This is a genomic window from Andreprevotia chitinilytica DSM 18519, from assembly GCF_000711875.1.
Taxonomy (GTDB): domain Bacteria; phylum Pseudomonadota; class Gammaproteobacteria; order Burkholderiales; family Chitinibacteraceae; genus Andreprevotia; species Andreprevotia chitinilytica.
The window spans coordinates 349,263-362,791 of the sequence record NZ_JONM01000002.1; the positions used below are offsets into that span (position 1 = coordinate 349,263).

Sequence of the window (13,529 nt, forward strand, 5' to 3'; positions counted from 1 at the left end):
ATGACTACCTCCGCGCCCAGCAGCACCAGTTTCGACTACACCAGCCTGAACAAGACCAATTCGACTTCCTCGTCGTCCACGTCTGCCGCGGATAGTGCGGTGTCGAGTCAGCAAGACACCTTCATGAAGCTTCTGGTCAAGCAGCTGCAAAGCCAAGACCCGATGAACCCGATGGATAACGCCCAGTTCACCAGCCAGATGGCGCAGATCAACACGGTGACCCAGCTGCAAAAGCTCAACGCATCGACGAACAACCTGCTCACGGCGTTTTCCTCATCGCAAGGCCTGCAAGCCTCCGGCTTGATCGGCAAGAGCGTGCTGAGCAGTGGCAACAAGCTGGAATTCGGTGGCCAGAACACGACGGTAGGCGGGCAAGTGACCGTGCCGGCGGGCACGACGGCGGTTCAGGTCAATATCGTTTCAAGCACGGGCGAAGTGGTCGACAAGGCCGTGCTGACACCCAATGGTGCGACGTCGATCCCGGTGAGCTGGGACGGCAAGAAAGCGGATGGCACCTATTACCCGGCCGGTGAATACACCATCGCCGCCGCTGGCCTGGATCAGAACGGCAAGCAGATCACGCTGGATACACAGACGTGGCAAAAAGCGACCAGCGTGCTGCTCGGTAGCAGCGGCGTACAAGTCCAGCTGGCATCGGGCGACAAAGTCGATTTCAGCAAGATCACACAGATTCAATAAGCCAGTTCGGCAGCCGGCAAGAATGGCCGGCAACAATTGCCAATCGGGAGGCAAAAATGGGTTTCCAGCAAGGGTTGAGCGGTCTGAATGCCGCTTCCAAAAACCTCGACGTCATCGGCAACAATATCGCCAACTCCACCACGGTGGGCTTCAAGAGCTCGCGCACCGAGTTTGCCGATATCTACGCATCGAGCTTTGCATCGTCGAATAACGTCGCTGGTATCGGTACGCGGGTGCAAGACATCGCGCAGCAGTTTTCGCAGGGCAATACCGAGACCACCAACAACGGCATGGACGTGGCAATCACCGGTAACGGTTTTTTCCGGCTGCAATCGGTCGGCGGCGCGGTTTCCTATTCGCGCAACGGTCAGTTCCAGCTGGACAAGAACGGTTTCATCAACAACAACGGCCAGTTCCTGACCGGCTGGATGGCCGATCCGACCACCGGCTTGCTGGTCAAGGGTGGCAACCCGGTGCCGTTGCAGGTCTCCGTCGGCAATATCGGCGCGCGTGCGACTGGCGGCTCCGGTGTTGCGAATGCCGGTCTGCAAATGATCATGAATCTGGATGCCTCCAAGCCGGTGATCAGTCGTGCCGCAGCGCCGGCCGGTGTGGGGCCGCTGGCGATCACCGATCCGACCACCTATACCAGCTCGACCTCCGCCACTGTTTACGATGCGCAGGGCGTGTCGCATACGTTGAGCTACTACTTCACCAAGGTGGCCTCCAACCAATGGGAAGTGCAGACCAGCTTTGATGGCGCGGCACCGGTCAAGACCGGCTCGCCGGCCGGTACCAACGGCTATCTGGTATTCGATGGCAACGGCAAGCTGGATGCCGCCACCGTGCCGACTGATCCGCTCACCGCCACTGCGGCAACCAACGTGGCCGCATTCAATTTCACCACCAATCTGGTGGCGCCAAACGGGGCGACCAGCCCGTTTGCATTCACCGTCAACTTTGCCAAATCGACCCAGTTCGGTAGTGCCTTCGGCGTCAGCTCGCTGACGCAGGATGGTTACGCTGATGGTCGCCTGACCGGTTTGACGATTTCCAAGGACGGCACGGTACAGGGCAACTATTCGAATGGTCAGACCAAGCCGATCGGCCAGATCGTGCTGACCAACTTTGCCAACGTTCAGGGTCTGGCGCCGCAGGGCGACAACCGCTGGGTGGAAACCTTTGCCTCCGGCGCGGCGCGTACCGGCGACCCGGGCACCTCCGATCTGGGGTCGCTGCAATCGTCCGCGCTGGAAGATTCCAACGTCGACCTGACCGGTGAACTCGTCAATCTGATTACCGCGCAACGTACCTATCAGGCGAATGCGCAGACGATCAAGGCGCAGGACACCATCATGCAAACTCTCGTGAACGGTCTCTAAGGCGAATTGAGTTATGGATCGCTTGATCTACACCGCCATGACCGGCGCCCGCCACATGATGAACAAGCAGGCGACGGTGGCGCACAACCTCGCCAACGCCTCCACGCCCGGCTTTCGCGCCGAGCTGGCGTCGTTCCGCGCCGTGCCGGCGTTTGGCGGTGGCACACTGCCGACGCGTTCCTTCGTGGTGCAGCAAACGACGGGCGCAGACCTGAGCCCCGGCATCCTGCAGGCCACCGGTCGCGATCTGGATGTAGCGGTGAATGGCGATGGCTGGATGACGGTGCAGACACCGACCGGCGAGGCCTACACCCGCAATGGCAGCTTCGAAATCGATGCGACGGGCCTGCTGAAGACGCGCAACGGCGAAACGGTGATGGGCGAAAACGGTCCGATTACGATCCCGGAAAACTCCAAGGTCATCATCGCGCCGGACGGCACTGTCAGCGCGACCGATCTCGCCAACCCGACGCAGACCAACCAGTTGGGGCGCCTCAAGCTGGTGAACCCGGCGGCGAGCGAGCTGGAGAAGGGCAGCGATGGTTTGTTCCGCCAGCGCAACGGCGACCCGGCGCAACCGGATGCCACGGTAAAGCTGGCTGGCGGCATGCTGGAGACCAGCAACGTGAACTCGGTCGATCAGCTTGTCGACATGGTTTCCAGCCAGCGCCAATACGATATGCAGATCCAGATGCTGCAGAACGCGGATACCAATGCCCGTTCTGCCGCGCAGTTGATCCAGTTCGCTTAAGCGCGGCTGTTGATGGATTTTGTTCCCTCGCCCACTTGTGGGAGAGGGTTAGGGAGAGGGCAAAGGCGATGTTTCCATGCCATGCACCCTCTCCCCCAGCCCCTCTCCCACAAGTGGGCGCGGGGAGTGATTAGCAAGCCAAGCTGATTGAAACAGCGGCTCGGTCAATAAGAAATACAAGGATTTATTGCCATGATGCGCTCACTGTGGATTGCCAAGACCGGCATGGACGCGATGCAGACCAACATCGACGTCATCTCCCACAACCTGGCCAACGTCAACACCAACGGCTACAAGCGCGAGCGCCCGGTCTTTGAAGACCTGCTGTATCAAAACCTGCGCCAGCCGGGCGGTTCGACCAGCCAGACCACGCAGTTGCCGACCGGCCTGCAACTGGGCACCGGTGTGCGCACCGTTGCTACCTCGCGCATCCACCTTCAGGGTAGCTTGCAGCAGACCAGCAACAATCTGGACATGGCGATCAACGGCGATGGCTTTTTCCAGATTTCCCAGCCGGATGGCACCACCGCCTATACCCGCGATGGCTCTTTCCAGCTCGATAACCAAGGCAATGTCGTCACCGCCAACGGTTTGTCGATCAGTCCGGCGCTGCAAGTGCCGGCGGGCACCACCAGCCTGACCATCGGCAAGGACGGTACCGTATCGGCGGTCGTCAACAACAACTCGGCCGCGCCGGTCACCCTGGGCACGATCCAGCTGGCTACCTTCATCAACCCGCCGGGCCTGCAATCGATTGGCGACAACCTGCTGCTGGAGACCTCCGCATCTGGCGCGCCAACGGTCGGCACGCCGGGTACCAATGGTTTGGGTGCGATCAATCAGGGCTTTGTCGAAACCTCCAACGTGAACGTGACCGAAGAATTGATCAACATGATCACTGCGCAACGGGCGTATGAAATCAATTCCAAGGCCATTCAGGCATCCGACCAGATGCTGCAGAAACTGTCCCAACTGTGAGGTGACGCGATGAAACGGATCAAGACCCTCTACCGGTTTTCTGCCGCCAGTCTCGTGCTGTTACTGGCTGCATGTGCCAACCCGCCCAGCGTTGTCACCGGCCCGACCACGGCCAAGCCGCAGCCCATGCTGGCCAGCAAGCAGAATGCCGGCGCGATCTTCCAGCCGACCTCCGGGCGCATGCTGTTTGAAGAGCGCATCGCGAAGTACATCGGCGACACCGTGACGATCACGTTGGAAGAAACCCTGGCCGCCAGCAATAGCAGCGATAACGCCGCCAACCGCACTTCCAGCCTGAGCTACAAGACGACCGGCAATCTGCCGCTGCTGCCTTGGTCGATCGAGCAATATCTGGATCGCTCCACTGCCGTTGGTTTCGCCGGCAACAACGACCTGAAAGCAAAGGGTGCGACCAACAACGCCAATACCTTCAAGGGCACGATCACGGTGACCGTGGTCGATCAGCTAGCCAATGGCAACTTGATCGTCGGCGGCGAAAAGCAGATTTCAATCAACGGCCAGATCAATACGCTGCGCTTTACCGGCGTGGTGAATCCGAACGATATCAAGGCTGGCAACAGTATTTCGTCCACCAAGGTGGCCGACGCACGCATTGAGCAGGTGGGTGTGGGGGCGATTGCCGATGCGAACACGATGGGCTGGTTGCAGCGTTTCTTTTTGAACGTGCTGCCGTTCTAATACGTTTTGAATACGTTTGAATACATATGGGGCGGGCTGTGCCCGCCCTGGCACCTCGCCACGGAGCTGTAATGCGCATTCTCGTTGTTCTCTCACTTCTGCTTGCCTGCTCCGGCATCGCCCAAGCCGAAAAACTGCGCGAACTTGCCTCGGTCGGCGGCGTGCGGCAGAACCAGCTGGTCGGTTACGGTTTGGTCGTCGGCCTCGATGGCAGCGGTGACCAGACCACGCAGACGCCGTTTACCGTGCAGTCGGTGATCAACATGCTCAACAATCTGGGCATTCAGGTGCCAACCGGCGGCAATCTGCAGCTCAAGAACGTGGCTGCGGTCACGGTGACGGCCAAGCTGCCGGCGTTTGCACGCCAGGGGCAGCCGCTGGATATCACCGTTTCCTCCATTGGTAATGCCAAGAGCTTGCGCGGCGGTACGCTGGTGATGACGCCGCTCAAGGGCGCGGACGGCCAGATCTACGCCATGGCGCAAGGTAACCTCGTGGTGGCCGGCGCCGGCGCATCGGCCGGCGGTTCAAGCACCCAGATCAATCAACTCGCCACCGGGCGGATTCCGGGCGGTGCCACCGTGGAACGCGTGGTGCCGAACGGAATGAATGACAGTGAATTCGTGCAACTCGAATTGCTGGAAACCGATTTCACCACGGCAAGCAGAGTCGTCAATGCCATCAACGGTGCGCTGGGGCCGGTCGCCTCCGCATTGGATGGGCGCGTTGTGCAGGTACGGGCGCCGCAAGACCCGAACCTGCGGGTGACCTTTCTATCCCGGTTGGAAAACATCGACGTCACGCCGGCCACGGTCGGGCCCAAGGTGATCGTCAACGCCCGCACGGGCTCAGTGGTCATGAACCAGGCTGTGACGCTCGATAGCTGCGCGATTTCGCACGGTAATCTCACCATCACCATCAGCGCCATCAACTCCGTATCGCAGCCGGCCCCGCTCTCCGGCGGCAAGACCAAGGCGGTACAGAACGCCGATGTCCAGATCGACGCCGACAAAGGCCCGATCGTGCGTTTGCCCAAGGCCAGTTCGCTCAAGGACGTGGTTCGTGCGCTGAATGCAGTCGGCGCAACGCCGCAGGATTTGCTGGCGATTTTGCAGGCGATGAAGGCGGCAGGGAGTTTGAAGGCGGAGTTGGAAATTATCTAGTGGCGCTAGGCCCTAGGGAAAGAGGGGCCTGCGCCAGATTCCTCCCGCAAAATGCGCGCCTCACGGCTCATTGGGCTAAATGGACTCAAATGGCCCCCAATTTTCCATGCCCAACCCGCTAAGGCGATCAAGTAGGAACCGTGGATTGATTTTGGCGTATTGGGGGGGGAGTTGAGACACAAGCCATTCGGCAAACTCCGGCATGGCGATGAGGAAGACCCATTTGTCACGTGGAGGAGTCAACCCCGACATCAGTTTAAGCAGCCCGTCATAACCGGGTTTGCCCTTGACCGCATCGGGGCCGTAGTCGCCCGCAATCAGAAAATCGACACGCAGCCTCTCATACAAGTCTTCAAAGGGGCTCCCCAACTCCTTCTTTTTGGCTTCATAGTATGCGGTGTCGGCATCGATCGTTTTCTGGAAGAAATGCAATCCGTCGTTGTTGCCAATCTGGTTCCCCGAGTTTTCGGTCACTTTGTAAAGCGGCTCGAATCCCCTGAAACGATAGGCGCCGAAGTCGGTCTCGGCCGATGCACGGGCGGGGGCGAGGGTTTCTGCATAGATACCGTGGCGATTGAGCCGCCCCCAGACCGTTTCATAGGGGAAGTCTTGAGGGACCCCGGAGCCGGCCCAGTCCTTGTTGAGCACAACGTTGTAATGGCAGTTGGTTGAAGTTAGCCACGCGCCGTCACCAGCTTCGACGAAACAGAGTCGCTTGAACAGGCCCGGCGCCCCTTCCCACTCCACCTGATAGCGCCGGCCCGGCATGGCGAAGTAATTTGCCCATTGCCCTATTTCGGCAGGGCTGGCCGTGATCCTTATGCCTTCCAGGTATGTGACGGAGCCTTCGGCCAGCTTGGTGATCATCCGCGAGTAGCCTGTCTCTCTGGTGACCTTGTAGAGGGGGTCGACCAGATAGAAGCTATCGCATTTGTCCCAGAACAATCCGAGCGAACAGCCCAGATCCTCCCCGGCGCCGAGGTAAAGCAGCCGGCGCTCCACGCCGGTATCGATCTTCAGGAGCTTTTCCTTGGCGGCGGATAGGGTAACGGTATCTATCAAGGGAACCTCCGGAGGTGGGAAGCGCCGGCTGTGTTCCGTCGCGGGTTTTTTCGTGAGCACCATGCTCTTGGCATTGCGGTGCCAATAGTGCCTGAATGACCGCTGTAAGCCGAGTACTGCCGCATTCAAGACCCTGGCATGGCAATTGCTCCACCTAAGGCAATCGCCACCGGATTGCCGCCATGCTTACCCTGGGTTCATCCAATCTCAACACCAATAGCCTCGCCGCCGATGTGCGTTCGACCGATAGCTTGCGCCTGCTGGCCAAGCAATCGCCGGACAAGGCGGCACGGGCAGCGGCGCAGCAGTTCGAGAGCTTGTTGATGCAGCAGATGCTTTCCAGCATGCGCGCGGCTTCGCCGGCCTCCGACCTGCTGGATTCCTCGGCCAGCAAGATGTTTCGTGGTTTGCAGGATCAGCAGCTTTCCACCTCTTGGTCCCAGAACGGTGGTGTCGGCCTAGCTGATTCCATCGTGCGGCAAATCCAGGTGCAGCAAGACCCAAGTCTGTTGAAAAAGCCGCTGCATCAGCTCACCAATCTGGCCAACGGCATTGCCTTGGCAAGTGGCGGCAAGGTTGCGCTGACCGGCAAGAACGACGTTGCGGCGGCAAAAGATGCCGCTGTCACAGCACAAAAGCCGGCGTCGAGCGACTTCCTGTCGCAAGTGCTCAGCGCCGCAGGCGATGTAGCCGACTCGCTGGGCGTTTCGCCGCAAGTGCTGGCAGCGCATGCGGCACTTGAAACCGGCTGGGGTAAGAAGCCGATCAAGACCGATGACGGCAGCGATAGCCACAACCTGTTCGGCATCAAGGCCGGCAGTAGCTGGCAGGGCAAGACGGTCGATGTGACCACAACCGAATACGTGAACGGTCAGGCGCAAAAGCGGGTGGAGAAATTCCGCGCTTATGACTCGTATTCGGCGGCGTTTACCGACTACGCGCAATTGATCAAGAAGCGTTTTGGCGATGCAGTCGGGCAGGGCAGCGATGCATTGGGTTTCGGTAAGGCGCTGCAGCAAAGCGGGTATGCCACCGATCCGAACTACGCCAGCAAGCTGGCCCACGTGGCGGATCGGGTTGCCAGGGTCACCCGCCAAATGAATGACGCAAGTAGCGCTTCGCTCGCCTGAGTGATGGGCCGAAACAAGTTAAGGATGGAGTGACATCATGGGTTCCAGCGTATTCAATATCGGTGTTTCCGGTCTCAACGCGGCCAATCTTGGCCTGACGGTGACCGGCCACAATATTTCCAACGCCAATACCGATGGCTATTCGCGCCAGACCATCCAGCAAAGCGCACCGTATCCGTTGCAGTCGGGCAGCGGCTTCATCGGCATGGGCGTGCAGGTGGACAGCATCCGCCGCGTCTTCGACCAGTTCCTGACCCGCCAGCTGCAAACTGCGCAAACCCAGAACAGCTACCTCGATACTTATTCCACGCACTTGTCCGGCATCGACAACACGCTGGCTGACCCGACTGCGGGCCTTGCCCCGGCGCTGCAAAGCTTTTTCAGTACCGTGCAGGATGTGGCGACGCACCCGGCCGATATCCCATCACGCCAATCGCTGATCAGCGGCGGCCAGACCTTGCTGACCCGCTTGCAATCGTTCAATACCCAGCTGACCGAGCAGTCCTCGACCTTGAACGGCGAAATTTCCAGTACGGTGGGTACGATCAATACGCTGTCCAGCCAGATCGCCAATCTGAATCAGCAGATTGCCGCAGTGAACGGCACCGGCCAGCCGCCGAATGATTTGCTGGATCAGCGCGACAATCTCGTCAAGGAGCTGAACAAGTACGTCAAAGCCACGACGATTTCGCAGGGTGATGGCTCGATCAATGTGTTCATCGGCAATGGCCAGAATCTGGTGGTCGGCGCATCGCAATTCACCTTGGCGGCCGTGCCGTCGCCGTCCGATCCGCAGCAAACCACCGTGGCTTATCAGCAGAACGGCAACACGATCTTTTTGCCGGAGTCGAGCTTGTCCGGCGGCCAGCTGCAAGGGCTGTTCGACTTCCGCAACAATGCGCTGATCCCGGCCACCAACACGCTGAATCAGGTTGCGCTGACGGTTGCTCAGACGGTGAATGACCAGCAGCGCGCCGGTCAGGATCTGAACAACAACATCGGTTTGAATTTCTTCGACTTCAACCGCTCCGGTACGCAGAACGTGACCTTGTCCGGCGCGACGGTCAATTTCACGGCGGCGGGCACCACGATTCCGTCCAGTGATTTTTCGATCGCGTATGACTCGGTCAGCACCAATTACACGCTGACCCGCCTGTCGGACAATCAAGCCCAGACGATTACCACCGCCCAGATGACGGCCGGTTTCACGGCGCTCGGGGTGACAGTGAAGAACGCGGGGGCCGCGCCTGCCGCATCGGCCACCACTGGCATGTCGTTCCCGCCCGCAGTTGGCAACATCAACTTCAATACCAAGAACACCGGCACCGCCCAGCTCTCTGGCTACATCAGCGACGTGAATCAGCTGACGGCCAGCAATTACGATCTCGGCTTCGATGGCGCGAATTACACCGTGACGCGGCTCTCTGACGGGCAGAAGACGACCTATGCGTCGCTGCCGCTCACGCAGGACGGCTTTACCATCAGCCAGACGAGTGGCGTGATGAACGCCGGCGATCACTTCACCATCCAGCCGACCGCCGGGTTTATCCGCAGCCTGTCGGTACGGATGACTGATCCGCGTGAAGTCGCCGCCGCTGCTCCCGTGTCGTCCAAAACGCCGACGACCAATACCGGCACCTTGACCGCCACGCAGCCGCAAACCGCTGCCTTGACGACCCTGACCACCGATTCGGCGATCAACCCGGCGATCAAGACCCCGGTGCAAATCAAGTTCACCTCGGCCAACACCTTTGATGTGCTGGATGTGACCAACCCGCTTGCGCCGGTCACGCTGAGCGCCGGCAATGCTTATGTAGCGGGCATGACGGTGTCGCAGAATGGCTGGAGCACCAAGCTCGATGGCCAGCCGAAGACCGGCGACGTGGTCAACATCAGCCAGAATACCGGCGGTGCATCCGATAACCGCAACGCCTTGGCCATGGCGGCGCTGCAGACGACGAAACTGATGGGTGGCAGCACCGCAACCTATCAGAACACCTACGATAGTCTGGTCTCCAAGATCGGCACCCTGACCAATCAGGCCACGGTGAGCTTCAAGGCGCAGGCGGTCGTGTTGCAACAAGCACAAACACAGCGCGATTCCTCGTCCGGGGTCAATCTGGATGAAGAGGCCGCCAACCTGCTGCGGTATCAGCAGGCATATCAAGCATCGAGCAAAGTGATCCAGATCGCGAACCAGGCCTTCCAGGCTATTGCCAACATCGTCTGAGCGGAAGGCTAAGGAGCAATATCATGCGCGTCGCAACCTCCACGATTTTCAATACCGGCGTTTTCGGTATGCAAAACCTGCAGCAGAACCAGTTCAAGCTGCAGAGCCAACTCTCGACCGGCCGCAAGATCCTGTCGCCATCGGATGATCCGATCGCCTCGGCCCGGGCGCTGCAACTGACCGAATCCAGCTCGATCGTGACTCAGTTCACGACCAACTCCGACAGCGCCAATTCTGCCTTGAGCTCATCGGAAGCCACGATGACGCAGCTGACGACGCTGGTGCAAAACGTGCAGCAGCTCGCAGTCGATGCAGGCAACCCGACCCAGACCGCCTCGGACAAGGCCGCGCTCGATAGCCAGCTGCAAGGGCTGTATCAACAGTTGCTGGGGCTTTCCAACCAGACGGATGGTGATGGTCAGTACCTGTTCTCGGGCTTCAAGGGCAACGTCAAGCCATTCACCGAAACCAGCTTTGGCAACGTCACCTACAACGGTGATGACGGTCAGCGGCTGGTGCAGATTTCCGCCTCGCGCAGCATCCCGATTTCGGAAGCGGGCAGCGATGTGTTCCAGAAGATCAAGACGGGCAACGGCACGTTCGAATCCGGCTACACCGCGACCAATACTGGTAGCGGCATCATCAGTGCCGGCGAAGTGACTGATCCGTCCAAGTGGAATAACGCGGCCAATCTGCAGGGCTACAAGATTTCGTTCCAGACGATCCCGAACCCGACCGATCCGACCAAGACGATCACCAGCTACGACATCATCGACAATCAGCCCTTCTTGCCGGGCACGGCCACCGCCAACCCGAATTTCAACAAGTCGATGATCGACAGCTTCAATTACACCGCTGGCCCGCGGCCGGTGGGTGTATCCCTGCCGCGTACCTATACGTCGGGTGGCGACATCGTGTTTGCGCAGCAGGCTGGCGAGGCGACGCCGTTGATCGCCAACTGGGATTTCGGCGCGAAGGTGAGCATTTCCGGTACGCCGAAGGCAGGGGATAGCTTCACTACCCAGGCCAGCCAGAACGTCGACATGTTCAAGATTCTGGCTAATTTCTCCGCTGCGCTGAAAAGCTACGCGCCGGATGGTACGGGCAAGGGGCAGGCGGCGTATCAGAACCAGCTCAATAGTGTGATTTCTGATCTGGCGAATGGGTTGAACAGCGTACTCACTACCCGTGCGTCACAAGGCGCGCGGATGAATGAAGTGAGCGAGGTCAAGACCACCAACACGGACGTGACCCTGCAATACAAGACCACGTTGTCTGGCTTGCAAGACCTCGACTACACCAAGGCCATCAGCGATTTCACGCAGAATCAGCAACTGCTGACGGCGGCGCAGCAGAGCTTTGCGGCAGTGCAGGGTTTGAGTTTGTTCAAATACATCTGAACACGCAGCTTAGTGCCGCGTGATCGCCCCGGCCCGCTCTTCGGAGCGGGCTTTTTGTTGCTGCGGTTTTGTTCTGAATACTGACTCTCATTGCGGAGGACGATTTGCTTGGTCTCTTGTGGTTTGTATTGATGCTGTTGATCTGGTTCTGCGGGCTGGTGTTCAGCGGTGTTGCGTTCAATCAGGGCTTGCCGTGGGCCGCCGGATTGCTGTTGCTGTGCTGGTTGGTGTATCTGGCTGCTGCGTACTGGCGGGTCGAGCGACTCAAGCATGTCGGCCTGGCACTGCTGATCGGCTACGGCGTTGGGCTGCTGCGGCTGATCGACAAGATCGTTCCCGATCCCATGCCGGACTGGCTGGACTGGCTTCCGTCGCGTTGGCTGGGGTGGATCGGCATTGTCTGCCTGATTCCGTTTTTTGCATTGCTGCCACTGGCAGCAGAATGGCTGGCGCAGCGACTTGCCGGGCGGGTCCGTCCGTAGCGGCTGGATCGAGTCCGGCAGGCATCGGGTAGAATCCGCCTATCCAAATCGGTTCATCTCGCGGAATCCACCATGGCCAAGGCCAAGAACGTTTATAGCTGCGCCTCCTGTGGCGGTTTGTCCCCCAAGTGGCAGGGCCAGTGCCCGAACTGCGGCGAGTGGAACACGCTCATCGAAGCGATTGACGAGCCAAAGGCGCCGACGCGATTCGAAGCCTTGGCAGCCGATGGCGCGATCCGCAAGCTGGCCGATGTCGAAATGGCCGAGCTGCCGCGCACACCCTCCGGCATCGGTGAGCTGGATCGCGTATTGGGTGGCGGTCTGGTGCCGGGCGGCGTAGTGCTGATTGGCGGCGATCCCGGCATCGGCAAATCAACGCTCTTGCTGCAAGCATTGACGCAACTATCGGGGCATACCAAGACGCTTTATGTCTCTGGCGAGGAATCCCCGCAGCAGATCGCATTGCGAGCCCGGCGGCTGCAGCTGGATGCGGGTGCGATCAACCTGCTGGCCGAGATCGGGCTGGAGCGCATCTTGATGACGCTGGATCAAGTCCAGCCGCAAGTCGCGGTCATCGATTCGATCCAGACGCTCTATTCGCAGGCATTGACCAGCGCTCCAGGCAGCGTGGCGCAGGTGCGTGAATGTGCCGCGCAGCTCACGCGTTTTGCCAAACGCACCGGTACGACCATCCTTCTGGTTGGTCACGTGACCAAGGACGGCGCGCTGGCGGGCCCGCGCGTGCTGGAACATATCGTCGATGCCGTGCTGTATTTCGAGGGCGATACCCATTCGAGTTTCCGGCTGATTCGTGCCATCAAGAACCGCTTTGGCGCGGTGAATGAGCTGGGCGTGTTCGCCATGACCGACAAGGGCTTGCGCGAGGTCTCCAACCCGTCGGCGCTATTCTTGAGCCAGCACGCCGAGCCGGTGGCCGGCAGTTGCGTGCTGGTGACACAAGAGGGGTCGCGCCCGCTGCTGGTGGAAGTACAGGCGCTGGTCGACGATGCGCATGCACCGCAGGCCCGGCGCTTGGCGGTGGGCGTGGAGCAGAACCGCTTGGCGCTGCTGCTGGCGGTCTTGCACCGCCACGCGGGTGTCGCCACCTTCGATCAGGACGTATTCATCAACGCGGTCGGTGGCGTGCGCATCAACGAGCCGGCCGCCGATCTGGCCGTGTTGCTGTCGATCGTCTCCAGCCTGCGCAACCGCCCCTTGCAGGACAAGCTGGTCGTATTCGGTGAAGTGGGTCTGGCTGGCGAAGTGCGACCGGTGCAGCGTGGCCAGGAGCGCTTGCGTGAGGCAGCCAAGCTCGGCTTCACGCATGCGATTGTCCCCAAGGCGAACCGGCCGCGCCAGCCGATCGAAGGCATGACGGTCACGGCAGTCGAGCGGCTGGAAGAGGCTGTCACGGCTGCGCTGTAGGGTTCGTTCGACGATGCTGCGCGTGCCGACAGAGCCAAGCTATCAAGTGCATTGATTAGTTTTTACCCGGCTTTGCCTTGAAAGCCGATAAAATGACGCAATTGTTTTTTTCAAGACGCGCACCTTCG

12 protein-coding genes are annotated in these 13,529 nt (G+C 59.9%); 11 read left to right on the top strand and 1 reads right to left on the bottom strand.

What is annotated here, in order from left to right:
* The 6 genes from BR41_RS04355 (at position 1) to BR41_RS04380 (ending at position 5,672) form a co-directional block, all read left to right on the top strand.
* Complete coding sequence (locus BR41_RS04355; RefSeq protein ID WP_051710120.1) at positions 1-699, top strand: flagellar hook assembly protein FlgD; 699 nt, start codon at positions 1-3, stop codon at positions 697-699.
* 56 nt (positions 700-755) lie between these two features.
* Complete coding sequence (gene flgE / locus BR41_RS04360; protein WP_035053204.1) at positions 756-2,081, top strand: flagellar hook protein FlgE; 1,326 nt, start codon at positions 756-758, stop codon at positions 2,079-2,081.
* A gap of 13 nt (positions 2,082-2,094) precedes the next feature.
* A complete protein-coding gene (gene flgF / locus BR41_RS04365; protein ID WP_035053206.1) occupies positions 2,095-2,832 on the top strand; it encodes a flagellar basal-body rod protein FlgF in 738 nt (245 codons plus the stop codon).
* 192 nt (positions 2,833-3,024) lie between these two features.
* On the top strand, positions 3,025-3,810 hold the full coding sequence (gene flgG, locus BR41_RS04370; RefSeq protein WP_035053208.1) for a flagellar basal-body rod protein FlgG: 786 nt from the start codon (positions 3,025-3,027) through the stop codon (positions 3,808-3,810).
* Positions 3,811-3,819: 9 nt separating this feature from the next.
* Positions 3,820-4,509: a flagellar basal body L-ring protein FlgH gene (locus BR41_RS04375; protein ID WP_035053210.1), complete on the top strand. Its 690-nt coding sequence runs from the start codon at positions 3,820-3,822 to the stop codon at positions 4,507-4,509.
* Between the two features lie 71 nt (positions 4,510-4,580).
* Positions 4,581-5,672, top strand: a complete 1,092-nt coding sequence (locus tag BR41_RS04380; protein WP_035053212.1) for a flagellar basal body P-ring protein FlgI — start codon at positions 4,581-4,583, stop codon at positions 5,670-5,672.
* Between the two features lie 75 nt (positions 5,673-5,747).
* Here the strand turns inward: BR41_RS04380 and BR41_RS04385 are convergent, their stop codons facing one another.
* A complete protein-coding gene (locus BR41_RS04385; protein WP_169741247.1) occupies positions 5,748-6,734 on the bottom strand; it encodes a hypothetical protein in 987 nt (328 codons plus the stop codon).
* 182 nt (positions 6,735-6,916) lie between these two features.
* Here BR41_RS04385 and flgJ point away from each other — a divergent pair, with 182 nt between their 5' ends.
* The 5 genes from flgJ (at position 6,917) to radA (ending at position 13,401) form a co-directional block, all read left to right on the top strand.
* Positions 6,917-7,864 carry a flagellar assembly peptidoglycan hydrolase FlgJ gene (gene flgJ / locus BR41_RS04390; RefSeq protein WP_051710127.1) on the top strand — a complete coding sequence of 316 codons (948 nt, stop codon included), beginning with the start codon at positions 6,917-6,919 and terminating at the stop codon, positions 7,862-7,864.
* A 37-nt stretch (positions 7,865-7,901) separates the two neighbouring features.
* A complete protein-coding gene (flgK, locus tag BR41_RS04395; RefSeq protein ID WP_035053217.1) occupies positions 7,902-10,094 on the top strand; it encodes a flagellar hook-associated protein FlgK in 2,193 nt (730 codons plus the stop codon).
* Between the two features lie 23 nt (positions 10,095-10,117).
* Positions 10,118-11,494, top strand: coding sequence for a flagellar hook-associated protein FlgL (gene flgL / locus BR41_RS04400; RefSeq protein WP_035053220.1), 1,377 nt, complete (start codon positions 10,118-10,120; stop codon positions 11,492-11,494).
* Between the two features lie 104 nt (positions 11,495-11,598).
* Entirely contained in the window at positions 11,599-11,976 is a 378-nt protein-coding gene (locus BR41_RS04405; RefSeq protein ID WP_156970560.1) for a hypothetical protein, read from the top strand.
* Between the two features lie 72 nt (positions 11,977-12,048).
* Entirely contained in the window at positions 12,049-13,401 is a 1,353-nt protein-coding gene (radA, locus tag BR41_RS04410; protein WP_035053224.1) for a DNA repair protein RadA, read from the top strand.
* Positions 13,402-13,529: the final 128 nt, after the last annotated feature.